Origin of the sequence: Chromobacterium alkanivorans (assembly GCF_016937655.1) — a bacterium.
GTDB classification, from domain to species: Bacteria; Pseudomonadota; Gammaproteobacteria; order Burkholderiales; family Chromobacteriaceae; genus Chromobacterium; species Chromobacterium alkanivorans.
In genome coordinates, this window is record NZ_JAFHKL010000007.1 from 215,095 (window position 1) to 238,904 (window position 23,810).

Below are 23,810 nucleotides of genomic sequence, written 5' to 3' on the forward strand. Positions count from 1 at the left end.
TGGCACACCGCTTTTTCCCAGAGGGCACATTATGGCGAATATGAAACAGAAACGCCAACAGGCTTTTGCTTCCAATAAGGCTACGTTGATCGATGAAATGCTAGCAGCAAATATCCGTGACCCTAAAGAGCAGGCGATGTTTCTGGCACAAATGGCTCATGAAAGTGGAGGGTTTGAATCTTTGCGGGAAGGGAATTACCGGACGGCAAAAAATGTATTGAAAAAATTCAAAGATCGGCTCAATGCACAAGGGATTACGACAGAGTCTCAAGTGCAGTCCTTAATAAATTCTGGTCAAGAAAAAGTATATGAAGCAATTTATGGGGGTGAGTGGGGTAAAAAAAATCTAGGAAATAATAAAAAGGGAGATGGATTTAGATATCGGGGGCGCGGCTTCATACAAATCACTGGTCGATCTAATTATGAGGCTGCGGGAAAAGCATTAAACTTAGATTTGATTGCCAACCCAGAGTTGGCCGAAAATGCTGCGATCGCTGCGAAAATTGCCACGTGGTTTTGGCAAAAAAAACAACCTGAAATAGTTAAATATGCCAGAAGCGGTAATGTGAGAGCCGTTACTAAACTGATTAATGGTGGTAGCAACGGATTGTCTGATCGCCAAAAAAGATATCAGCGTTATTTGAGAGAATCTGGCTTATATAGGGTATCTCAAGCCCAACCTGCTGAAGGTGTAAATTCAAAGGGGGGTATCTCGGACTCAGTCGGAAGTGCACAACTTCAGTTGCAGTCAATGAAAAGTTATCCGGCTATTCTTGATCAGCGAGAACGTTTCAAGGGCTATCAATACGGGTATGGTGGTAACGGTAAGGCGAGTGCTGGTGGCGTTCGTAAAATTGATTGTTCAAATTTGGTTAACCAGGCAATAAAAGGCGCAGGTTACGAGATACCCTATGAAAATACGAGTGGACTGGATAAGTCAAAGTACTACGAGGAGGTCGATCTAAAAAACGTACGGCCAGGTGATATTGCTTTGTGGCGTGGTAAAAACAATCACACAGGCTTAGTTGAGGCGTTTGACGCTAAAACGGGAAACGGAAAATTTTTTGGCTCACAATCTAGCACTGGGCCTGCTTCTGCGAAATTTGGACCAGATAGTGGTTATTGGGAAGCCCCTAAAAAGTTTTTGCGACCCAGAGCAGAGTATTTGAACAAAGCAGGTGCTCAAAAGGTAGGAACACAAGAACAAGTTCAGCCCACAACGACGGTCAAAAACAAACGGCCCCAAGCTGAACAACAGACTGCAGACACAGGGGGCAAGCGTCAGGCCCAGCCACAAGAAACTGCCAAGCAAAAAGCTCAGCAGGCCAAGGCGCAAGAAGCGGCCAAGCAAAAAACTGAGCAAGCCAAGGCGCAAGAAGCGGCCAAGCAAAAAGCTGAGCAAGCCAAGGCGCAAGAAGCGGCCAAGCAAAAAGCTGAGCAAGCCAAGGCGCAAGAAGCGGCCAAGCAAAAAGCTGCGCAAGCCAAGGCGCAAGAAGCGGCTAAGCAAAAAGCTGAGCAAGCCAAGGCGCAAGAAGTGGCTAAGCAAAAAGCTGAGCAGGCCAAGGCAAAAGAGGCGGCTAAGCCTAAGGCAGCTCCCGTACCGGCTGGAGGGATCCTGCTACCCGAGGGAGGAGAAGTTGCCAGTACAAATACAGGGGGAGCGGATGCAGCTCAACTGCAAGCCATCTTGTCCGCCTTGCAATCCACTCTGGCCCAACTCAGCAGCGTGCTGTCCCTACCGATCCAAGTCACCGTAGACGTCCAAAACGGCAATATCGTCGCCGCCGTCAACGCAGCCAATAGCCAACAACAAAGGAGAAGCTGATGTTCAATCTCAGTCTGTTTGCCGGTTCCGCCGCCGGCGCGCTGGTGGACGCCAGTTTCCGCGGGGTGCGCTTTGAATGCCTGCGCAGCGTGGACAGCGCCCAGCGCGACCAGGCGATGCACGAATACCCCTATCTGGACGGCGCAGACGTCGAGGACCTGGGCCGCAAGGCGCGCAAGGTGTCGCTCAGCGTCTTCTTCTGGGGCCGCGATTATCAGCAGCGGCTGCGCGACTTCGTCGCCGCGCTGGACCAAGCCGGTCCGGGCGAACTGATCCACCCGGTATTCGGCAGCATGCCCAAGGCGCAGCTGCTGGATTACCAGATCAGCCACGAAGCCGACGCGCCGGACTCCTGCACCGTGGAAGTGAACTGGGTGGAGGCCACGCCGGGCAATCCCTTTTTCGCCAGTCAGCAGCCTTTGCAGCAGGTGGAGGCCATTGGCGCCTTGGCGGCCAAGGCGCGCAGCCTGGGCGGCGAGGCCTTCGCCAAGGCTCAGGGCCTGCTGCAAAACGCCAATACCGCGCTGACCCGGCTGGGCGCGCTGCGCGTGCGCTTGAGCGACACCGTGCGGCAGCTCGCCGGCATGGCGCAGCAAGGCATTGCCCAGGTGGTGGACTTGCTGGCCTATCCGCAGGCCTTCATCGGCCAGGTGACGTCCCTGGTGGACGAGGTCGCCAACTGGCGCTTCGGCGTCAAGCTGGAAATCTGGCCGGGCCTGAAGTGGGAGGCGGAGGCCAAGCTGCCGCAGGCCACTCTGGCCGACTGGAACGCGATGAAGGACAGGCTCAACGGCGTGTCCAAGAAAATCGGCCGCGCGTCGGACAGCTTGAGCCAGGCCGGCAAGGCGCTGGAGGTCTGGACCGAGGACGAGCTCCGCATCGACGCGCTGCTCAAGCTGACCGTGTCCACCTCGATGGCGAACGCCGCCGCCGATCTGTTCCGCTCGGAAGCCGCGCAGCCCACGTTGACGCCGCCGGCGCTGGAGCAAGTGGCCGGCGACGTGCGCGCCACCTTGCAGCAGACCATAGAGCAATGGCGCAAGGCGCTGCCGGGCGAGGACGCGCGCCAGGTGATTGAAAGTCTGCGCGATCTGGGCCTGCAGGTGCAACGCAGCGCCGCCGGCCTGGTGGCCGCCAAGCCGCCCTTGATCACCCGCAAGGTGGAATCCGCCGCCAATCTGCGTCAACTGGCCCACCTGTGGTACGGCGACAGCGGCCGCGCCGCCGAGCTGCTGCGGCTGAACCCGCAGCTGGCGCATCCCAACCATCTGCAAGCAGGAGAGCTGATCCATGGCTACGCCCGCTAAGACCGTTTCGGCCAATAACGAAGTCAGCCTGGAGATCGCCGGCAAGGCGCATCGCTACTGGACCCAGTACAGCATCGACTCCGATCTGACCGTGGCCGCCGACGCCTGGCAGGTGTCGTTGGGCCTGCCCGGCGGCGAGGTGCCGCCGGCGGTGGAGCCGGGCGCCGAGGTCAAAGTGCTGGTGGGCGCGGACGTGGTGCTGCAGGGGCGGGTGGACGACATCAGCCACAGCATAGGCGCGGGCAGTCACCAGCTGACGCTGTCGGGCCGGGATCTGGCCGGCATGTTGCTGGATTGCAGCGCGCCGCTGCTCACCGGCAAGGGCATGACGCTGAGCGATGTGTTGGAGAACGTGATCAAGCCCTTGGGCGTCAGCCGTCTGCGCGTGGACGCCAAGGGCAAGGGCCAGATCGAGAAAATCAGCGTGGACCCGGGCAACAGCGCCTGGGACGTGCTGACCCGCGCCGCGGCGGCCAACGGCCTCGCCGCCTGGTTCGATCCGGACGGCACCCTGGTGGTGGGCGGCCCGGATTACAGCGCCCCGGCCAAGGCCAAGCTGATCCTGCGTCGCGACGGCAAGGGCAACAATGTGCTCAGCCTGGCGGAAACCCGCTCCCACGCGCCGCGCTACTCGCAACTGACCCTGCTGGGCCAAGGCCACCGTCAGGCCTTGACCCCGGGCAGGCACGATCTCAAGCATCAGTCCGCGGACCCGGACGTCCGGTATCACAAACCGCGCATCGTGGTGGAGCCGGACGCCGCCAATCCGGCGGAACTGGCTGCGCGCGCGGACAAGATGCTGGCCGACGCCCGGCTGGCCGGCTACACCCTCAGCGCCACCGTGGCCGGCCATCGCAACAGCGCAGGTGAACTGTGGACCCCCGGCCAGCGCATCCAGGTGGAAAGCGAGCCGCACGGCATCAAGGGCGGCACTTATTTCCTGATGGCGCGCACCTTCAGCGGCGGACGCGGGCAGGGCAGCACCACCCGGCTGACGCTGAAAGAGGACGGCCGCTGGCTGCCGGCGATGCGCAAACGCTGAAACAAAGAAAGGTTGAAACGATGTGGAATGACGTAGACCAGAGAATCCGCCGCGCCTTCAGCAATGTGCGGCAGGGCTTCCGCGCGGTGCTGACCCGCGTGGACAGCGCCGGCGATGTGCAAACCGTTCAGGCCGACGCGCTGGCCGGCGAGCAGCTGCAGGACGCCGAACTGTTCCAGCACTACGGTTACAGCGCCAACCCGCCGCCGGGCAGCATGGCGGTGGTGTTGCCCCTGGGCGGGCGCAGCAGCCACGGCGTGGTGATCGCCACCGAACACGGCAGCTACCGGCTGAAACAGCTCAAACCCGGCGAAGTGGCGCTGTACAGCGACGAAGGCAGCAAGATCGTGCTCAAGCGCGGCCGCTTGATCGAGGTGGAGTGCGACACCTTCAGCCTGCGCTGCAAGAACTGGCAGGTCAACGCCAGCGAACAAGCCAGCTTCACCACGCCCACGCTCAGCACCAGCGCGCAGCTGGTGGCGCAAGGTCAGATCAAAGGCAATGGCGGCATGGCCATTCAGGGCAGCGTCACCGTCAGCGGCGACGTGGTGGCCGGCGGCAAGAGCCTGGTGGGCCACCAGCATAACGGCGTGCACGGTACGACCAGCCCACCGTTGTAAAACACGATTTTCACCAAGCGTGCTGTTGATATCGCTTGTTTGAATGTTCGCCGGCACTGACCCGCTTCCCTTATCCCCAACCCTTTCAAACCCGGAAAATAACGCCATGGACCCTCTATTGGACCCCATTACCGGCGATTACGCCGGCTCCACCACTGACACTCTGGCCAACGCCGTCTACCTGAGGCTGATGACCCCGCTGGGCGGCTGGTGGGCCGATCCCGAACTCGGCTCCCGCCTGCATCTGTTGTCGCGCAGCAAGGACAGCAGCCAGATCGATCTGCTGGCCTGCCAGTACGCCGAACAAGCCCTGCAACCGCTATTGCGCGACGGCCGCGCCCGCCGCGTAGGCGTAGAGGCGCAGCGCCCGGGCAGCGGCCGTTTGCTGCTGCTGGTCGAAGTGGAAGAGGCCGGCGGCCAGACCCGACATTTCCAACACCACGTGAGGATAGCCTGATGCCCCTGTCCACCCCGGATTTTGAAACCATACGCGGCGCGCTGCTGCGCGATCTGCAAAACCTGCGCGCCGACGCCGACGTCGGCCCCGACAGCGACTTCTACGTGCGCGCCAGCTCGGTCGCCAGCGCGGTGGAAGGCTTGTACCAGCATCAAAGCTGGATTGCCCGCCAGATCTTTCCCGACAGCGCCGACCGCGACTATCTGGAACAGCACGCCCGGGTGCGCGGCCTCAGCCGCAAGCCGCCGGTGGCGGCCAAGGGCCTGCTGCAATTGGGCGGCAACCCCGGCGCCGGTTTCGTCGCCGGCCTGAAAGTGCGGCTGGGCGAACAACTCTACACCACCCAGGCCGGAGGCCAGCTGGACGTGGACGGCCGGGCCCGCGTGGCGGTGGCCGCCGATCTGCCCGGCCTGGCCGGCAATGTGGCGGCCGGCACGGTGGCCGAACTGATGGCCGCGCCTAGCGGTCTGGCCAGCCGCGTCAGCTTCGCCAGCATGGACGGCGGCGTGGACGAAGAGGACGACGCCGCCTTGCTGGCGCGGCTGCTGGAACTGATCCGCCGTCCGCCGGCCGGCGGCAACCGTCACGATTACCGGCGCTGGGCGCTGGAAGTGCCGGGCGTGTCCGCCGCCTACGTCTACCCGCTGCGCCGCGGCCTGGGCACCGTGGACGTGGTGATCACCGCTCAGGACAGCCTGCCTTCGGCCGACACTCTGGCCGCGGTGCAAGCCCATATCGAAGACCTGCGCCCAGTCACCGCCAAGAACTGCCTGGTGCTGGCGCCCACGCCGCGGCCGGTGGACATCGAAGTGGCGCTGATGGTGGACGGCACCACCGTGCAAGCCGTCACCGAACCGCTGCGCCAAGTGCTGGCCGCCCATTTCTCCAGCCTCGCCCCCGGCAGCAAACTGTACAAGAGCCGGCTGGAAGCCTTGATCTCCGACCTGCCCGGCGTGGTGGACCGCCAACTGCTGTCGCCCGCCGACAATATCGCGCCGGCGGTGAATGAGAAAACCGTGGAATGGCTGCGTCTGGGCAAACTCACGGTGAGGGGGATGCAATGAGCCCGCAAACCCCGCATAGCGAACTGCTGACGCGTTTGCTGCCGCCGGTCAGCTACAGTCCGGACGGGCCGCGACTGCAGGCCGAACTGGGCAGCGAAGGCGCGGCGCTGGACCGGGTGCAGAACAGCGCCCGGCAGCTGGTGGGCGCCACCACGCCGCTGCTGGCCGAAGGCCTGCTGCCGGACTGGGAGCGCGTCTGCGGCCTGACCCCGCCGACGGACGCACCCTACCAGCAGCGCCAGCAGGCGGTGCTGGCCAAGCTGGCGGAAACCGGCGGCCTGTCCATCCCGTATTTCACCCGGCTGGCGGCCGGCATGGGCTACCGCATCACCGTCAGCGAGCCGCAGCCCTTCCGTGCCGGCCTCAACCGCGCCGGCCAACAACTGTGGACGGCGGACATCCCCTGGGTGTGGCAAGTCACCGTGTTCGGCGCCAAGACCCGGCCGTATTTCTTCCGCGCCGGCCAATCGCTGGCCGGGGAACGTCTGACCACCTTCGGCGACCCGCGTTTGGAAGATCTGTTCAAGGATCTGAAGCCGGCCCACACCTACGTCTACTTCGCCTACCAGCCTTAAACCGCGCCTCGCGCGGACCTTCCCTTCCGTTCTCCCTTCCCCTCACAGCCCCGCCCTGGCGGGCGGGAGCCTGTGCTCTTTCCCCTTCCTTGAGGAGCGCTCCATGCAAGACCCCCAATCCACGGCAAACCCCGATCAAGACAAAGACCCTGCAGCCGACCTTACGCCGGTTCCAGCGTCTTCGACCTTCGATACGCAACAGGAGGTTTGGGCGCGCCTAGGCAGCCAATCCCAGCAAATCCTGACCCTGTCCTGATTCATTCACCGTTTTTGGAGAGACTGATGAAAGAAGTCATCAAGCCGGTTCCCACGCCGGACACCCTGTTTCACGACGGTAACCCCAGCAGCGGAGAACTGGGCACCATCGTCGGCGCCGATTGGCTGAACAATGTCCAGTCCGCGGTCATCGCCAGCCAGGAGGAACTGCTGACCGTGGTCAAAAGCAGCGGCCAGAGCGCGGACCCGGCGCGCAAGGATCAGTTGCTGCAGGCGGTGAAGCAGATCGCCTGGGGCGGCGCCAGCAAGCCGACCACGCTGGCCGGCTACGGCATCACCGACGCGATGAAAATCGACGACTGGGGGATAAACGGCTACAAGGAGCTGCAGGTGGGCCCCGGCCGCGAGTTTGCCGACATCGCCAGCGCCTGGAACAGCCTCAACGGTAAAACCCTGAAGACCGACGTGCTGATCAAGGTGGATGATGGCCAATACACCGCGACAGGCATCTGGTTGGGCAACCAGCCCTTCGCCAGCCGCATTCGCATCCGCGGTAATATCGCCAACCCCTCGGCCTGCCAGATCCGTTTCATCGCCGACGCCAACAAAACCAGTCATGGAGTGGTGTTCTCCAATGCCCGCGGCGTCGAGTTCTCCGGCTTTCACCTGATTGGCGAAGCCACCGAGGGCAACTGGAGCCATCGTTGCCTGCATATTGGCGAAGGCTCATGGGTGTGGGGGGCGGAAAATTCTTTGATCCTGGAGGGAACGGGCAACGGCCTGCAAGTGGAGCAAAACTCCCGCTTCAGCAACAGCAAGCTGAGGATCAACAAGGTTAAGGAATGGGGCGTTGTCGTTGGTGGCGGCTCCCACTGCGAGCTGCATTACGTGAACATCGTCGGCGAGGGCAAAAACTTTCTTACCAAAGTACCTGTTCGACTCGATGCCAATGATCGCAGCGCCTACCCGCATGGGATGCTGTGTGCGGATACCAGCCGTGCGTGGGTCACCGAGGGGCGAGTGATGGGAGTACGAACCGGCTTCCACGCCGCACGCAACTCCTATCTCTGGTGCGATGGCAGCGTGGTGGAGCAATCCGCAGTGGGCTTCGAGGCGCATTCTGGCGCGGTGATGTGGAATCACGGTTCCGGACCCGTGCCGGCTTTGCCGCAGGGACGACGCGGCAAGGCGCTCACTTGCGATACCGGCTTTCAAGCGGTTTGGGCTGGGGTGATTTACGCGCCGATGGCCATTGCGGAAAACTGCAACAATGGGTTCAGAGCGCTTTGCGGAACTACCATGGTAATTAATGGCGGTTGGGCAAAGAACTGCCAGGTGGGGTTTGAGACTTACAGCACCAGCTATTTGGAGGCCTACGACACCAAGGCCGCATCGACCGGCTGCCCGACGGTATATTCTCCGGCTACCAGCGGCGTGGCGGGCAATGCCAACAGCGTGCTCAGCTTCAGTTAAGTCGGCCAAGCGCCCGCCAGCCGCATCCTTTCCGGATGCGGCTTTTTTACGGTCAGCACCGGTGCTGCCAAATGCCGGCTTTTGCGCTAATCTCCGCCCCCCGGTCCGCCGCCGCCTTGACGCTCCAGCCATCCCCCCTTACTCTCGCCCTTGCGCTGTGACAATCCACAGCCGCGGGACTGGGAGGTCCTACTTTAGTGTGGTAGCAACCGCTGGCCAGCGGTTCGCTACGTCCATGCGTCTGCCGCAAACAGGGCAGGCCATGGCACTGAGTCCCCGCAAGGGGGCTGCCGTGCGCACTGCGGTCCTCCCACTTTGTCATGAGCCTGCCCACGCCTTCCGCGCGTGCCGCGCAGGCATCCTTAAGCAGATGTTTGTGGAGGCCATAATGAATATATTGAGTTTCTGCCAGCCGCACCCTTGCCATGCCCGGCCCGAGACACCGGAGGGCCAGCCATGAACGTCCCCGTCGCCAAGCCGGAGTTGTCACCGTTGCAGCGCCTGCATGAGCAGATCAAGCAGCTGCGCATCGTCACCGCCGGTCAGGACGAGGCTTACGCTCTGGTCAAGCTCATGGAGCAGCGCTATCTGCAGGCCGATGAAGGCCTGACCCAGGGCATCGTCCACGTCCACGCCGCCAACCAGAGCCTGCATGCATTGATGGCGTTGCTGCAGGACAGCCAGGAGGACAAGCACGTCAACTGCCAGCAAATGGCGGCGCTGCTGGAGCCCATCCGCCAGGAGTTGCAAGCCGGCTTCGAGCAGATTTCCGATGTGATATAAGGCGCCGCGCCGCGGCGACAAGCGCGGCGCTTCGCCTCCGGCGCACTGACACCCGTCCGCTGCCGCCCCGCGCGCGTTTCCCGCAAAATCGTCCCCAGTCTTTTCAGCAGCGACAGCTGTCATCGGCCTCCGGCCGATTTTCTTTTCGCATTTTCTTATCCGCGGGAGGCGATTCCATGCAAGAAGCACTCAAGCCCATCAACACGCCGGACACCTTGTTTCACGACGGCAACCCCACCACCGGCGAACTGGGCACCATAGTCAGCGCCGACTGGTTGAACAACCTGCAACTGGCGACGCGCTCAGCCCAGGAGGAGTTGATCTCGCTGATCAAGGACAGCGGCCAGACGCTGGACGCCGGCCGCAAGGACCAATTGCTGCAGGCGGTGAAAAAAATGGCCTGGGGCGGCGACAGCAAACCGACCACGCTGGCGGGCTACGGCATTAGCGACGGCGCCACCAAGGCCGAGGTGGCGGTCAAGGCCAACAAGGCCAGCACCCTGGCGGGCTACGGCATTCAGGACGGCATCACCGTGGGCATGTTGCCGCGGCGGAATCTGTTGGCGGACGGCGGTCGCTTTTTCGATCCGTTCACGCCCGAGGGCATTGTGCAGGCGAGAACCAATCAGATCACCGCACCGTTTGCCACGCCCATGCATAATGTTTCATATAGCCAAAGCGCCAGCTCGGTGGGGCGTTTCATTCATGATAATGGCTCGTATGAGGGCCCAGGTCCGAAACTGACGCAACCGGTGTTGGATTTGTTGGACAGCTTGGTGCGTGAGCGAGAACAAAAGCGCTATGGTTTTGAGTTTCACATCGCGGAGTTGCGTTGTGCTGCATTGACTTATTCGCCAGGAGTGTTTGATGGCAAGAATATGGCGATGGCGATGGCGTATGGGGTTGGAACCGAAGGACCGATTACGTTTATGAACTGGCTGCGTTGCATCAGCGGCTCTATTTACTTCGACTGCGGCCAGTATCGCAATGGCAAGCCCATGGAGAATAAGCGCATCACGCCAAGCGATGGTTGGGTGCATATGGCCGGGGTGACTGAATGGGGGCGTGGTTACAGCATCAGCCATATTTATGCTGAGAATAACTCGATCTTCCAGCTGGCCTTGCCTGCGGCCTTGTCCGGTAATCATCTCGGTTACGTACACAAAGCGCCGATCGCGCCGTAAACAATCTTGGTTTCCAAGCATGGCAATCCTGCGGGGTTGCCTTTTTTTTGCCTGCTCGGCACTGACATCCGTCCGCTGCTGACGCGCGTCGCTTCCCGGCACAATGAGGGTATCGATTTACTAGCGAAGCGGGTCAACTGGCGGTCTGACGACGGCTGATGTGGTCCGTGCCCCGCCTATGTCGCCTGCCCGGCTCATGGGCAGACTCAATTAAGGAGCGAGAGCGCGATGCAAAACACCTTGAAGCCGATCAACAGCCCGGACGGCCTGTTTCATGACGGCAACCCCACCACTGGCGAGCTGGGCACTATTGTCAGCGCCGATTGGCTGAACAGCCTGCAGCAAGCGACTGCCGCCACGCAGGACGAGTTGATCGCCTTGATCAAGGACAGCGGCCAGGAATTGGACGCCAGCCGCAAGGATCAATTGCTGCAAGCAGTGAAGAAAATGGCCTGGGGCGGAAATAGCAAGCCGACTACCTTGGCGGGGTACGGGATTACCGATGGGGCTAGCATGAGCCAGGTTAAGGCTGCGGCCCCGGCGGGGGAAGTCGCGTACTTTGCCATGCCGATAGCGCCCGAAGGCTGGTTGCGGGCCAACGGCACCCAGGTTTGGCAAAGTACTTATCCAGAGCTCTTCAACTCCATTGGGCATCGTTTCGCCCCGATCAAGGGCGATGTGCAGGCGATGTTGCGTCTGGACGAGGCTGAGAAGTTGGCGGATTGCGCCTGGGGCTCTGTGGTATCGACATTTGGCGGGGCAGGGATGTCGACGGAGCAGGCCAAGTTTGGAACGCAAAGCCTAAAGACACAGGAAATCGGCGGCTACGCCAGCATGCCGCTGGCGGAGGCGTTCAATCCCAATGAGTTCACCATCGAGGGATGGCATTTCCCAAACTTCACCGGCACTGGTACTAGCAACGGTTATCAGGTGGCATGGATTGCCTCCATGAATCAATCCAAAACCTGGGGGGAGATAACGATTGGCTTGGATAAGGCGAGCAAGGCCCCGGTGATATGGTTGGCTGGCGTTGAACCTGGGTTTATTGTCGAGGCATCCGCTGGGACTCCTGGCATTTTTTCCACTGCGCGCTGGTATCACATCGCTTTTTGCTATGACGGACAAAATTACCGCCTGTTTGTCGATGGCGTTTTGACCTGGAGCTTATCCAGTACTCGGCGGGTTTTCATCGCGGATAACACCCTCTTGTTTGGCGTAGACGGCTGCGCTCCTGGGCTGTCCGGTTCTTCTTCCGGCTATTACCAGGACTGGAAAGTCAGCAAAAAAAATCTTTACGCATCGGCATTCTCGCCGCCTAGCGCTCCTGCGGTATATAGAACGGATGCCAGTTCCGGCAAGTTTTATTTGCCGAACTTAAATGGTCAATTCTTGCGGGGGTGGGGCGAAGAGCGTGGTGTTGATGGCGGGCGTTCATTTGGGGGCGCGCAATTAGGGAGTGTAGAGGCCCATAGACACCCTAGCCTGGAATGGAGTGGGATGAGCTTTTTAGTGAATGACGTAGGCCAAGGAGACTCAATTCAAGGCACTCACTTCACCGGATATAGCCCGACCAAGTATGCCGGCAGGGTTAACGTAACCGGTGTGACGGGAGGCTCTGAAACCCGCCCTCGCAACCTAGCCCTGCTCGCCTGCATCAAATACTAAGGAGGCCGTTATGCAAGAACACAAACAGAAAACCGTCTACGCCTACCATTCGGAAACCGGCGAGTATTTGGGCACCACCATGGCGGACCTGTCGCCGCTGGATATTGAGGAAACCTGGCTGATTCCGGCCAACGCCACCGAGCAGCAACCGCCGCAGGCGGAGAACAGGCAAGCGGCGGTCTATCGCGACGGCGGCTGGCTGCTGGCGGAGGATTTTCGCGCACTCAAGCTGTGGAGCAAGGCCAGCGCGCAGCCGGTGACGGCGCAAATCGGCGACACGCCGGACAGCCTGCAGGCCACCGAGCTTGAGCCGCCGGTCTTCGCGGTGTGGAACAAGAAAGCCTGGAAAGTGGACGCCGACGCGCAGCGCGCGGCGCTGACAGCGCAGGCGCAGCAGGAGCTGCAGCAGCGCTTGGCGATTGCCTACGCTCAGCGCCGGCCTTTGGAGGATGCGCAGGAACTGGGGCTGGCTACGGCGCAGGAGCAGGGCTTGCTGACAGCGTGGAAGCGCTACTGCGTTGAACTGTCGCGGCTGCCGCAGTTGGCGGCGTGGCCGCAACTGGCTGAAACGGATTGGCCTGCGGCGCCGGTCTAAAACTGAGGGTTATGTGTCTGCAAAACGGCGGCTTCGGCTGCCGTTTTGCATTGGGGCAGGCCTCCAGGCTACTGACATCCGTCCACTGCTGACGCGCGTCGCTTCCCGGCAAAATCACTGTATTGATTCACTAGCGAAGCAGGTCAGAGGGTGGTTTCCGGACCACCCGCCCGGCCCGGAGTCCGCCCCACGCCGCCAGCTCGGCCAGCGGGCCCACCCTTGAATGGAGCGAGAGTGCGATGCAAAACACCATGAAGCCGATCAACAGCCCGGACGGTCTGTTCCACGACGGCAACCCTTACACCGGCGAGTTGGGCACGGTGGTGACCTCGGAGTGGCTGAACAATGTCCAGTCCGCCGCCCAGTCCAGCCAGGACGAGTTGCTGACGGTGATACGCGACAGCGGCCAGAGCGCCGACCCGGCGCGCAAGGACCAGTTGCTGCAGGCGTTGAAGAAGCTGGCCTGGGGCGGCAACAGCAAGCCGACCACGCTGGCCGGTTACGGCATCACCGACGCCTTGCCGCTGAGCGGCGGCAAGATGAACGGGAGGGTGGACTTCCAGCCCAACTCCCGCTTCCTGGCCGAGGGCGGCAAGGAGGGTGGGCAGTTGCAACTGCAAGCGCCGCAGAGCGACAGCAAGCTCAGCGATGTGAATATCGATGTCTGGGGCAACCAGTTTCGCGTATTCAACAACGACGGCGTCAAGTCTCGTGGTTTTTATGTGGACCTGACCCAGTGCGAGGACGGCCCTATCACCAATCTGCTGACCATGTCCGGCGCGCCGGGCCTGGTAGGCCATTTTGCGATGCCTTACGCGCCGCCGGGTTGGCTGAAGTGTGATGGCTCGCTGGCTAGTCGCAGCACTTATCCCGGCTTGTTTGCCGTGATCGGAACCACTTATGGCGCTGGGGATGGCTCAACAACCTTCAAGCTGCCGGATTTACGCGGGGAGTTTGTGCGAGGGTGGGATGATGAGGGCCGTGTTGATCCGGGCCGTGTGCTGGGGAGTGCGCAGGCCGGGACTGTCGGGCCTCATGTCCACACAATCATACGCCCAAGCGATGGAGGTGCATTGGCGCTTACTCCTGGCTCGGGCGGTGGCGCCTGGGCATACGGCAGAGAGATGTTGTCATCTGATCAAATGACTCTCGTAACGGGCGCAAACAGAGGCATTGGCGTTGAAACCCGTCCCCGCAACGTAGCCCTGCTCGCCTGCATCAAATACTAAGGAAACCGCCATGCAAGAACGCAAACAGAAAACCGTCTACGCCTACCATCCGGAAACCGGCGAGTATTTGGGCACCACCATGGCGGACCTGTCGCCGCTGGATATTGAGGAAACCTGGCTGGTTCCGGCCAACGCCACCGAGCAGCAACCGCCGCAGGCGGGGGACAGGCAAGCGGTGGTCTACCGCGACGGCGGCTGGCTGCTGGTGGTGGATTTCCGCGCGCTCAAGTTGTGGAGCAAGGCCAGCGCGCAGCCGGCGACGGTGCAAATCGGCGATACGCCGGACAGCTTGCAGGCCACCGAGCTGGAGCCGCCGCCCTTCGCGGTGTGGAACAAGAAGGCTTGGAAAGTGGATGCCGACGCGCAGCGCGCGGCGTTGACGGCGCAGGCGCAGCAGGATTTGCAGCAGCGTTTGGCGATTGCCTACGCGCAGCGCCGGCCCTTGGAGGACGCGCAGGAACTGGGCCTGGCGACGACGCAGGAACAAGGCTTGTTGACGGCGTGGAAGCGTTACTGCGTTGAGCTGTCGCGCTTGCCGCAGCAGGCCGCGTGGCCGCAGTTGGCCGAGGCGGACTGGCCGAAGCAGCCTGCCTGAGCGTTTGCAGACCGCCGTTTCACGTGAAACCACCCGTGCCGGGCTATCCCGCGCGGGCTTTTCTTAGAGCCTGTTCAAAGTCTCGCGAGCAAGAGCGAGACAAGGCGAAAACGAGCGAAAAAGCGGAATGTACACGTGGTACATGAGCATTTCGAAGAGGTTTTCAACGCCGTATCGCCGAAGCGCAGCAGACTTTGAACAGGATCTTATGGCCGCGCCAGCGTGATCTCCACCCTCTCCTTGCCCTGGCCCACGTTCTTGCGCTTGAGCTTCAGTTCGCCCACTTCGCCGCTGCGGTGCAAATGGGTGCCGCCGCAGGGCACGCGGTAGAGGCCGGGCAGCTCCCAGTAGCGGCGCTGGTTTGCTTCGTCGGAATAGGCGCTGACGATGGCGAGGTCGGCGTCTATCAGCGCCTGCGCCTTGGCGGCGATGGCGGGTAGCCGTGGGGTGATGGGTTGGGCCAGCGCAAAATCGATGCGCGCCTTATCCTCGGCGATGTGGGCGCCTATCTTTTCCGCGTCGGGCAGTTCGCGGCAAATGGTTTCCAGCACCAGCTCCGCGGCGAAGTGCAAGCGCATCAGCCGGCAGCGGCGCGGCCAGTCTATCGCCACCGTCACCGCGTCGCCGGGGCTCAGGCCATGGCCGTCCGGCAGGGTGTAGGCGATGTCCAGGCCCTGTTTCTCCGCGCGCAGCACCGGAAGGCCGCCTATGCTGCCGGCGTCGCTTTCCTGGCCGCCGGAGAAGGCGTAGAAGATGGTGACGTCCAGCCAGATCTGCGCGCCGTCTGCACGCGCCACCGTGGCGAGCAGCTTGGTCTGGTAGGGATCGGCCCAGAACTGTTTATGTACGCTCATGCCGCGTTTCCGGCGTCCGTCGCCAGCCGCTGGTAGACCTCGGCGTCCAGCCGCTCCATCAGCCGTTCCGGCCGCGACAACGCGCCAAAGCCGAACTGCGCGTACAGGCCATGGGCGTCGGCGGTGGCTAGCAGCAAGCGGCGCAGGTTCTGCAGGCCGGGGTGGGCGTCGATCGCCGCCATCAATTGCTTGGACACGCCTTGGCCGCGCCAGGCCTCAACCACGAACACGTCGGCCAAGTAGCCGAAGGTGGCGTAGTCGGTGATCACGCGGGCGAAGCCTATCTGTTCGCCGTCGGCGGCGTAGGCGCCGAAGCACAGCGAATGGGTGAGCGAGCGCTCGAAGATGTCGCGCGGCAATTGGCGCGCCCAGTAGGACTGCTCCGACAGGTAGCGGTAGACGCGTTCGCGGTCCAGCCGCGCGGGATCGGTGTCGATGTGGATGGTCATGGCGCAGCCAGCCGGGCGAGGGGAATGTCATAAAGATAACACGCCCGGGCTGGCAGGAGCGGCCGGGCTTGCCGGTGCCGCTCCTGGCTGTTAGAACCTGTTTACGATCTGCTGCGCGTTGGCGATACGGCGTAAAAACTGCTTCGAAATGCTCATGTACCACGAGTACATTCCGCTTTCTCAGCCGTTTTCGCCTTGTCTCGCCTTAGCTCGCGAGATCGTAAACACGTTCTTAGACGCTTATAGGTTTTTGATTTTTTCCAGCTCCTCCGGACTGTACTTCTTCTCGCTGGCCTTGGTCAGATCGGTTAACAGGCCGGCGTAAACGTCGCGGGCCGATTGCACCGCGCTCAGCATATTGCCGCCGCTCCACTGGCCCGCGAAGCCGATGGCGGTTTGCGGCTGGCTGGCGTAGAGGCTGGCCAGCATCGCGTCCACCGCCGGCTGCTGGCTCTGGAACTGCCGCTCCAGCCGTGTCTGCCATTGCGCCAGCACCGGCAGGTATTTCTCCGGCTTGGCCTGGGCCAGCGTGGCGTTGGCGCGGAAGGCCCAGTAGGCGGAGCCGCTCTCATAAGCGGCCGCGCCGGCGCGCAGCGGCGCGGGGATGTCCTTCATCGCGTTTTCGTACATCGGCACCAGCACCGCGCCGGCCGGGCTGCCGAAGGATTGCCAGGTCAGCGCCGCCAATTCCTTGGGCAGGCCGGCGCGCAGCTGGATGACGTGGGTTTCTATGGTGCGCTCCACCCCCATCGGCCGGTCCGCGTCCTTCAACTTGGCCAACGCGGTGCCGTGGAAGGTGGCGCGCAGCACCTTGGCCACATCGGCCACCGCGATCTTGCGCTCAGGCTTCAGCGTCAGCGGGTATTGCGCCTGCCGCGTGGCTTGGCGCAGCGCCGGGTTCAGCAGCTGCTGGCCCAGCCATTCGCGGTCCACATTGTATTTGTCGCCGACGACGCCGAAGGCCTGGGCGAAGTTGAAGCGCTTGGCGTCCACCTTGGGCAGCAGCTGGTGTTTGGCCGCGAACTCGGCCAGGCCGGGGCTGGCGATCACATTGGCGCGGTCGGCGAGGTCGATGTCGTGCAGGCGCAGTCCGTTGGCCACCATCAAATAGCTGTCCTGCGGCACGCGATAGGCCAGCCAGTGGTGGCCGGAACCGATTTCCATATACCAGGCTTCGTTCGGATCGGCGATCAGCACGCCGTTGCCTTCGCCGGCGCCGTATTGGCTCAGATAGCGCCCCAGCAGTTCCACGCCTTCGCGCGCGGTCTTGGCCTGCGGCAGGATCAGCGAGGGGATCACCGCCTCCACCACGCCGCTGTCCAGCAGCGGGTCCGCCTTTTTGGCGCGGGCGTTGATTTCCGCACTATTGGTGGCGGATACCGCCACATTGAATTCATTGACGCCGCGTTCCTCGTACAACCCGTCGCCGCCTGCGCTGTCGCCGTTCCAGTCCATCAGGCCGCTGTAGCGGTAAAACTGCTTGGGCGCCGGCACTTTCAGGCCGTTCTTGAAGCTCAGCATCTCATCCTTGGCCGCCGCGCGCGCCGGGTGCAGCACCAGGCGCTTGTTCCAGTTATTGATGTAATAATCCTCGTTGCGGGCGATGATGACGGAGCCATCGGCGGAGGCTTGTTTGCCGACGATCAGCGATGAGCAGGCGTCGGCGAGCGGGGCGGCCAGCGCAAGGGCGGTGGCCAGGGCAAGCAGGGTAGGGCGCGGCGTCATGATGCATTCCTCTTCTCTGAGCGGTCCGTCGCGGTTCGAGACGGCTCATGGTGGCCGCGCGCTAGGCGCGCGGCGGTTTGGCGGTGAGGGCAAGTAGATTGTAGGCAGATGGTTCGCATTAGTTGAAATGGGAATCCCATGCTTGCCTGATGCATATCAATCTTGCGCTGTTTGGTAAAGATGTGGCGCAAACTGTCTGATTTATGCAATTGCTTTTGCCATATTGGCGCAAGCCTGATTAAGCTTGGCATTTCATTGTGGCGGCATGTTCCGCCGCGGCGGGAACGGAAAAAAGATGAAAATACTGACGATGGCGCGCAAGCTGTTCTTCACGGTGCTGGCCGCGGCCTTGGCGCTGTGGGCATACGGCGCCTACAGCGGCGAGCCGCAATGGCAGCAATGGGCGATGTATCTGGGCAACGCGCTGGCCCTGGGCGGCGCCTATCTGGTGCCCACCTTGACCGCGGCGCTGGTGGGCAGCCCGCGGCTGAAGCTGGTGGCGGCGCTGAACATTCTGGGCGGTTGGCTGATCCTGCCGTGGATCGCGGCGATGATGCTGGCGCTGAAGCGCGACGATCTGGCGGCCAGGTCCTGAATCCGTCTGGCACAATAGCTTGTATCCACCGCCCCGTCAGAGGGCGGAGTAAGAAGCTGTTTACGATCTGCTGCGCGTCGGCGGGATAGTTGGACAAGGGCGTTGAAACCCGCTCCGAAATGCTGATGTACCACCAGTACATTCAGCTTTCTCAGCGGTTTTCGCCTTGTGTCGCCTTAGCTCGCAAGATCGTAAACACGTTCTATAAGAGCGGCTAACACGGTCAGCCTCACGTCTGAGGCAAGTCGGCGCAACGCAGCGTCAGAGGTTTGTTAGCCGTTCTAAATGGTTGCACGAGGCGATACCACACTACTCAAGGAGAAACGCATGTTTCAGCACGTCGACGCCTACGCCGGCGATCCCATCCTGTCGCTGGTCGACGCCTTCGGCAAAGACCCGCGCGGCGACAAGGTCAACCTCAGCATCGGCCTGTACTACGACGAGCAGGGCCGCATTCCGCGCCTGCAGGCGGTGCAGCAGGCCGAGGCCAAGCTGGCGGCCCAGCCGACGCCGCCTTGCACTTATCTGCCGATGGACGGCCTGCCGGCCTACCGCAAGGCGGTGCAGGAGCTGCTGTTCGGCGCCGCGCACCCGGCGCTGACCGCCGGCCGCATCGCCACCATCCAGACCCTGGGCGGCTCCGGCGCGCTGAAAGTGGGCGCGGACTTTCTCAAGCGCTATTTCCCCGATGCCCAGGTATGGGTCAGCGATCCGACCTGGGACAACCACGTGGCCATCTTCGAAGGCGCCGGCATCGCGGTCAATCGCTATCCCTATTTCGACGCGCAGACCCGCGGCGTGGACTTCGCCGCGATGCTGGCGACGCTGGAAACCCTGCCGGCCGGCAGCATCCTGTTGCTGCATCCGTGTTGCCACAACCCCACCGGCTCGGACCTGGACAATGCGCAGTGGGACCAGGTGGTGGCGCTGGCCAAGCGCAAGCAGCTGATTCCCTTCATGGACATCGCCTACCAGGGCTTCGGCGCCGGTTTGGAAGAGGACGCCTACGCCATCCGCGCGATGGCCGACGCCGGCGTGTCCTTTCTGGTCAGCAACTCCTTCTCCAAGATCTTCTCCTTGTACGGCGAGCGCTGCGGCGGCCTATCGGTGGTGTGTCCGAGCCAGGCCGAGGCGGAGCTGGTGTTGGGCCAGCTCAAGGCCACGGTGCGCCGCAACTACTCCAACCCGCCCACCACCGGCGCGCGCTTGATCGCCACCGTGCTGGGCGACGCCGAGCTCAAGGCGCTGTGGCTGTCCGAGGTGAACGAGATGCGCGGCCGCATCCTGGAAATGCGCGGCATCCTGGTGGAGGTGCTGAAGCAGGCGCTGCCGGAGCATGACTTCGCCTACCTGGTCCATCAGCGCGGCATGTTCAGCTACACCGGCTTCAACCAGGCGCAGGTTGACGTCTTGCGCGAGCGTTTCGGCGTCTACCTGGTGGGCACCGGCCGCATGTGCGTGGCCGGGCTGACCCGCGCCAATGCGCCTTATGTGGCTAAGGCTTTCGCCGCGGTGCAGTAAGACCCGCTAACAAAACCCCTGATCCTGCGTTGCGCCGGCTTGCCGTACTACGGGTACTGCCTGCGTCGGCGCGCCTTGGCTCAGGTACGCTGCGCGGTTTTGTTAGCGGCTCTAAGAACCGGTACATAATCCGCTGCGTTGCGCCGGCTTGCCGTACTCAAGGTACTGGCTACGTCGGCGCGTCTTGCCTCAGCCGTAAAACCGAGTTTTGTCAGCCGCTCTTAAAACAGCTCCTCAGCCGGCGGCCAGGCCTTGTTTCAAACGGGCCAGCGCCGGCTTGGCCAAGGCGTCCGGCGCGTAGCACAGGCCGACGCGGCGGCTGAGCGCCGCCTGTTCCAGCCGGCAGCTCCACAGGCCGGGCTGGTCCTGGGCCAGCCCCTGCGGGACAAAGGCGATGCCGGCGCCGGCCGCGGCCAGCGTCGCCGCCTGTTGCAGGGTGGCGCAGCGCGCCGCCACCGCCAGCTCCCGCGCCGCCTCGCCCAGCAGGCTGGCGAAGCGCTGGTGCGAGGGGTGGTCCGGGCAGGCGATCAGGTCCTGGCCCAGCAATTGTCCCGGCCGCAGCAGCGGCTGCCCCGCCAGCGGCGCGTCCGCGCGCATCGCCAGCACATACTCCTCTTCCCACAGCGGCAAGAACAACTCGTCCTCGCAACGGTTGGCTTCCTCGTCCAGCCGCGCGTCGCCGGCGCAACCCGCCGCCAGTTCCAGCAGCAAGCCGTCCACCGCGCGGTAAGCCGTCGCCAGCACGCGCGCCACGTCGGCTTGACCTAGGTCCGCCGCCACGCCCAGCGTCAGCGGCAGGCAGTCCTGCCGGCCGCGAAACAGCTGCGCCAGGCCGTCGGCTTCCTCCACCAGACGCCGCGCCGCCGGATACAGCAGCCGGGCGGCGTCGGTCACTTCCACGCCGCGCGGCTGGCGCTGAAACAGCGTGGCCCCCAGCTGTTCTTCCAGTTGCCGGATGGTGGCGGACAGCGCAGGCTGGCTCAGGTAGAGGCGCGCCGAGGCCTGGGTGATGTTGCGCTCTTCGAACACGGCGATGAAGGCTTTGAGCGAGCGTATATCCATAAGTTAAACCGATGACAGCAAGTGGAATAAACGATTTTTCGTCGAATCGATAGCGGATTATAGTGCTGCTCAAGGATTTGTTATCAGTTATTTCTATTGCTAAAGGAGTGTTGTCATGAGTAAAGCCTTGATCGTCATCACCGGCGCCAGTTCCGGCATCGGCGCCGCCACCGCCCGCCTGCTGTCGCAGCAAGGCCATCCGCTGTTGCTGCTGGCCCGCCGGGTCGAACGCCTGGAGGCGCTGGCGCTGCCGAACACGCTGTGCCGCGCGGTGGACGTGACCGACCGCGCCCAGCTGGCCGCCGCGGTGGCGGAGGCGGAAGGCCGCTTCGGGCCAGTGGACGCCATCATCAACAACGCCGGCGTGATGTTGCTGGGGCTGATGGCCGAGCAAGCGCCGGAAGAGTGGAAAACCATGTTCGACGTCAATGTGCACGGCCTGCTCAACGGCATCCACGCGGTGCTGGGCGGCATGGTGGAGCGCAAGCGCGGCACGGTGATCAATATCAGCTCGGTGGCCGGACGCAAGACCTTCCCCAACCATGTGGCCTATTGCGGCACCAAGTTCGCGGTGCACGCGATGTCGGAGAATCTGCGCGAGGAAGTGGCGGACCACGGCGTGCGCGTGGTGACGATCGCGCCGGGCGCGGTGGACACCGAGCTGCTGTCGCATACCAGCAGCGAGGCGATCAAGGCCGGCTACGAGGCCTGGAAACAGGAAATGGGCGGCGTGCTGGCGGCCGAGGACGTGGCCAGCGCCATCGTCTACGCCTATCAGCAGCCGCAGAACGTGTGCATCCGCGAGATCGTGCTGGCGGCGACGCGGCAGCAGCCTTAAGAACGTGTTTACGATCTCGCGAGCTAAGGCGAGACAAGGCGAAAACGAGCGAAAAAGCGGAATGTACTCGTGGTACATGAGCATTTTGAGCTCGGTTTCAACGCCGTATCGCCGACGCGCAGCAGATCGTAAACAGGTTCTAAGGGATTGTCAGTCCGCCACGTATAACTGAGTCTCCGCCTCCCGCATCAACTCGACGACGGCGGGCGGCGGCGGCTGGTCGGTGAACAGCGCGTCTATTTGCGACAGATGGCCTAGCTCCACCAGCGCCGGGCGGTCGAACTTGCTGTGGTCGGCGGCCAGGAACACGTGGCGCGATTGCTGGATGATGGCCTCGGCGCTGCGCACTTCGCGGTAGTCGTAATCGCGCAGGGTGCCGTCCAGCTCGATGCTGGAAATGCCGATGATGCCGTAGTCGACGCGGAACTGGCGGATCAGCTGCACCGTGGCTTCGCCGGTGATGCCGCGGTCGCGCTTGCGCAGCATGCCGCCCAGCACGATGACTTCGCAGTCCGGGTAGTCGCACATGGTGTCCGCCACGTGCAGATTATTGGTGATCACCCGCAGGCCGCGGTGCTGGTGCAGCGCCTTGGCCACTTCCTCGGTGGTGGTGCCCAGGTTGATGAACAGCGAGGCGTTGTCCGGGATCTGACGCGCCAGGCATTCAGCGATGCGGCGCTTTTCGTCTATGCACAGCACCTGCCGCGCCTGGTAGGCGACGTTCTCCACGCTGGACAGCACGCTGGCGCCGCCGTGGTAGCGTTGCAGCAACTGGTGCTCGGCCAGCAGCGCGATGTCGCGGCGTATGGTCTGCCGGGTGACGGAGAAATGTTCGGCCAGCTTTTCCACGCTGACATAGCTGTCGCGCTTGACCATGGCCAGCAGTTCCTGCTGGCGTTGATTCAGAATGAGCATAAGCTGCAAGGCGGCGGGTTGAGACTGTCCGATTGTAAGCGGACAACTCGTCCCGGCGCTATGCCGTCAGCGTTGCCGCCGCGTATTCGGCCAGCGCCAGGCTGGCGGTGAGGCCGGGGGATTCGATGCCGTAGAGCTGGAGCAGGCCGGGCACGCCGTGCTGCGCCGGCCCCTGGATCAGGAAATCCGCGTCCGCCGCGCCGGGGCCGGCGATCTTGGGGCGGATGCCGGCATAGGCCGGCGCCAGCGCCTGCTCGGGCAGCGCCGGCCACCAGCGGCGGATGCCGGCGTAAAAGCGCTCGGCGCGCGCCGGGTCCACCCGGTAGTCGATGTCGTTCACCCATTCCAGATCCGGGCCGAAGCGCGCTTGTCCGGCCAGGTCCAGCGTCAGATGGGTGCCCAGGCCGCCGGCCTCGGGCAGCGGGTAGATCAGGCGCTGAAACGGCGAGCGGCCCTGCAGTGCGAAATAGGCGCCGCGCGCGTAATAGGGCGTGGGGATGGTTTCACGTGGAACCCCGGCAATGCTGGCCGCCACCCGCGGCGCCCAAGGGCCGGCGGCGTTGACCGTCAGGCGCGCGCGCAGCCGCATGCCGGCGATGTCCAGCTCCAGCCCGTCGCCGGTGACGCGGCCGCCGTGCAGCGGCGAGTGCAGCGCCAGCGTCGCGCCGTGGGCTTCGGCGTCGGCCAGCAGGGCCAGCATCAGTCCGTGGCTGTCTATTATGCCGGTGGACGGCGACAGCAGCGCGGCGCGGGCCCGCAAGGCCGGCTCCAGCGCTTGCAGTTGTTCCGCGTCCAGCCAGCGCAGATCGGTCACGCCGTTGGCGGCGGCGCGTGCTTGCAAGGCTTGCAGCCGCGGCAATTCGGCGTCGTCGACGGCGACGATCAGTTTGCCGCAGCGTTGGTGGGCAATGGCGCGTTGGGCGCAGTAGTCGTACAGCCGTTGGCGGCCGGCCACGCATAGCCGGGCTTTCAGGCTGCCGGGCGGGTAGTAGAGCCCGGCGTGGATCACTTCGCTGTTGCGGCTGGACGCATGCTGGCCGATGGCGCTTTCCGCTTCGACGACGACGACTTCGCGGCCGGCGATTGCCAATTGCCGCGCCACGGCCAGGCCGATCACGCCGGCGCCTATCACCACGCACTCCACCTGTTCCATCATCGCTCCCGGCTGCTTAGAATCTGTTTACGATCTGCTGCGCGTCGGCACGGTGAGTACCAGCTCAA

At 63.1% G+C, this 23,810-nt stretch carries 23 protein-coding genes; 17 read left to right on the plus strand and 6 right to left on the minus strand.

Features of this window, described 5'->3' with window-relative positions:
• Positions 1-40: 40 nt before the first annotated feature.
• The 14 genes from JW897_RS14240 (at position 41) to JW897_RS14305 (ending at position 14,630) form a co-directional block, all read left to right on the plus strand.
• The gene (locus JW897_RS14240; protein ID WP_205466640.1) at positions 41-1,825 is read left to right on the plus strand and encodes a glycoside hydrolase family 19 protein; all 1,785 of its coding nucleotides are present in this window, start codon (positions 41-43) and stop codon (positions 1,823-1,825) included.
• Complete coding sequence (locus JW897_RS14245; protein WP_205466641.1) at positions 1,825-3,132, plus strand: DNA circularization protein; 1,308 nt, start codon at positions 1,825-1,827, stop codon at positions 3,130-3,132. The genes JW897_RS14240 and JW897_RS14245 overlap by 1 nt, the downstream gene beginning before the upstream one ends.
• Complete coding sequence (locus tag JW897_RS14250) at positions 3,116-4,174, plus strand: phage baseplate assembly protein (protein ID WP_240352209.1); 1,059 nt, start codon at positions 3,116-3,118, stop codon at positions 4,172-4,174. Before JW897_RS14245 ends, JW897_RS14250 begins: the two co-directional genes overlap by 17 nt.
• Positions 4,175-4,194: 20 nt before the next feature.
• The gene (locus JW897_RS14255) at positions 4,195-4,794 is read left to right on the plus strand and encodes a phage baseplate assembly protein V (protein WP_048415921.1); all 600 of its coding nucleotides are present in this window, start codon (positions 4,195-4,197) and stop codon (positions 4,792-4,794) included.
• Between the two features lie 106 nt (positions 4,795-4,900).
• On the plus strand, positions 4,901-5,251 hold the full coding sequence (locus tag JW897_RS14260) for a phage GP46 family protein (RefSeq protein WP_019102042.1): 351 nt from the start codon (positions 4,901-4,903) through the stop codon (positions 5,249-5,251).
• Positions 5,251-6,315 carry a baseplate J/gp47 family protein gene (locus tag JW897_RS14265; protein WP_205466643.1) on the plus strand — a complete coding sequence of 355 codons (1,065 nt, stop codon included), beginning with the start codon at positions 5,251-5,253 and terminating at the stop codon, positions 6,313-6,315. The genes JW897_RS14260 and JW897_RS14265 overlap by 1 nt, the downstream gene beginning before the upstream one ends.
• Positions 6,312-6,890 carry a YmfQ family protein gene (locus tag JW897_RS14270; protein ID WP_048415923.1) on the plus strand — a complete coding sequence of 193 codons (579 nt, stop codon included), beginning with the start codon at positions 6,312-6,314 and terminating at the stop codon, positions 6,888-6,890. Before JW897_RS14265 ends, JW897_RS14270 begins: the two co-directional genes overlap by 4 nt.
• Positions 6,891-7,172: 282 nt before the next feature.
• Positions 7,173-8,579: a hypothetical protein gene (locus JW897_RS14275; RefSeq protein WP_205466645.1), complete on the plus strand. Its 1,407-nt coding sequence runs from the start codon at positions 7,173-7,175 to the stop codon at positions 8,577-8,579.
• Between the two features lie 456 nt (positions 8,580-9,035).
• A complete protein-coding gene (locus JW897_RS14280; RefSeq protein WP_205466647.1) occupies positions 9,036-9,362 on the plus strand; it encodes a hypothetical protein in 327 nt (108 codons plus the stop codon).
• A gap of 176 nt (positions 9,363-9,538) precedes the next feature.
• Positions 9,539-10,546: a hypothetical protein gene (locus JW897_RS14285; protein WP_053077525.1), complete on the plus strand. Its 1,008-nt coding sequence runs from the start codon at positions 9,539-9,541 to the stop codon at positions 10,544-10,546.
• A gap of 228 nt (positions 10,547-10,774) precedes the next feature.
• The gene (locus JW897_RS14290; RefSeq protein ID WP_205466648.1) at positions 10,775-12,211 is read left to right on the plus strand and encodes a tail fiber protein; all 1,437 of its coding nucleotides are present in this window, start codon (positions 10,775-10,777) and stop codon (positions 12,209-12,211) included.
• 10 nt (positions 12,212-12,221) lie between these two features.
• The gene (locus tag JW897_RS14295) at positions 12,222-12,806 is read left to right on the plus strand and encodes a tail fiber assembly protein (RefSeq protein WP_205466650.1); all 585 of its coding nucleotides are present in this window, start codon (positions 12,222-12,224) and stop codon (positions 12,804-12,806) included.
• Positions 12,807-13,045: 239 nt separating this feature from the next.
• Positions 13,046-14,035, plus strand: a complete 990-nt coding sequence (locus JW897_RS14300) for a phage tail protein (protein WP_205466651.1) — start codon at positions 13,046-13,048, stop codon at positions 14,033-14,035.
• Between the two features lie 10 nt (positions 14,036-14,045).
• Positions 14,046-14,630: a tail fiber assembly protein gene (locus JW897_RS14305; RefSeq protein ID WP_205466653.1), complete on the plus strand. Its 585-nt coding sequence runs from the start codon at positions 14,046-14,048 to the stop codon at positions 14,628-14,630.
• Positions 14,631-14,836: 206 nt separating this feature from the next.
• On the opposite strand, the gene JW897_RS14310 is transcribed toward JW897_RS14305, so the two are convergent.
• The 3 genes from JW897_RS14310 to JW897_RS14320 all read right to left on the minus strand — a co-directional run bounded on the left by JW897_RS14310 (position 14,837) and on the right by JW897_RS14320 (position 17,658).
• Positions 14,837-15,484, minus strand: a complete 648-nt coding sequence (locus JW897_RS14310) for an alanyl-tRNA editing protein (RefSeq protein ID WP_205466655.1) — start codon at positions 15,482-15,484, stop codon at positions 14,837-14,839.
• A complete protein-coding gene (locus tag JW897_RS14315; protein ID WP_205466656.1) occupies positions 15,481-15,933 on the minus strand; it encodes a GNAT family N-acetyltransferase in 453 nt (150 codons plus the stop codon). Before JW897_RS14315 ends, JW897_RS14310 begins: the two co-directional genes overlap by 4 nt.
• Positions 15,934-16,173: 240 nt before the next feature.
• Entirely contained in the window at positions 16,174-17,658 is a 1,485-nt protein-coding gene (locus JW897_RS14320; protein ID WP_205466658.1) for a C69 family dipeptidase, read from the minus strand.
• 295 nt (positions 17,659-17,953) lie between these two features.
• Between JW897_RS14320 and JW897_RS14325 the strand changes: the two genes are divergently transcribed.
• Together JW897_RS14325 and JW897_RS14330 are read left to right on the plus strand one after the other, a co-directional pair.
• Entirely contained in the window at positions 17,954-18,253 is a 300-nt protein-coding gene (locus JW897_RS14325) for a superinfection immunity protein (protein ID WP_205466660.1), read from the plus strand.
• Positions 18,254-18,580: 327 nt separating this feature from the next.
• Entirely contained in the window at positions 18,581-19,774 is a 1,194-nt protein-coding gene (locus JW897_RS14330; RefSeq protein WP_048412767.1) for an amino acid aminotransferase, read from the plus strand.
• Between the two features lie 234 nt (positions 19,775-20,008).
• Here JW897_RS14330 and JW897_RS14335 read toward each other — a convergent pair whose 3' ends face one another.
• Positions 20,009-20,836 carry a LysR family transcriptional regulator gene (locus JW897_RS14335; protein WP_205466662.1) on the minus strand — a complete coding sequence of 276 codons (828 nt, stop codon included), beginning with the start codon at positions 20,834-20,836 and terminating at the stop codon, positions 20,009-20,011.
• Positions 20,837-20,951: 115 nt separating this feature from the next.
• Here JW897_RS14335 and JW897_RS14340 point away from each other — a divergent pair, with 115 nt between their 5' ends.
• The gene (locus JW897_RS14340) at positions 20,952-21,674 is read left to right on the plus strand and encodes an SDR family oxidoreductase (RefSeq protein WP_043589302.1); all 723 of its coding nucleotides are present in this window, start codon (positions 20,952-20,954) and stop codon (positions 21,672-21,674) included.
• A 150-nt stretch (positions 21,675-21,824) separates the two neighbouring features.
• On the opposite strand, the gene JW897_RS14345 is transcribed toward JW897_RS14340, so the two are convergent.
• Positions 21,825-22,589 carry a DeoR/GlpR family DNA-binding transcription regulator gene (locus JW897_RS14345; protein WP_048412765.1) on the minus strand — a complete coding sequence of 255 codons (765 nt, stop codon included), beginning with the start codon at positions 22,587-22,589 and terminating at the stop codon, positions 21,825-21,827.
• A 58-nt stretch (positions 22,590-22,647) separates the two neighbouring features.
• Positions 22,648-23,745 (minus strand): NAD(P)/FAD-dependent oxidoreductase, encoded by a 1,098-nt coding sequence (locus JW897_RS14350; protein WP_240352210.1) that lies wholly within the window; start codon positions 23,743-23,745, stop codon positions 22,648-22,650.
• Positions 23,746-23,810 lie beyond the last annotated feature (65 nt).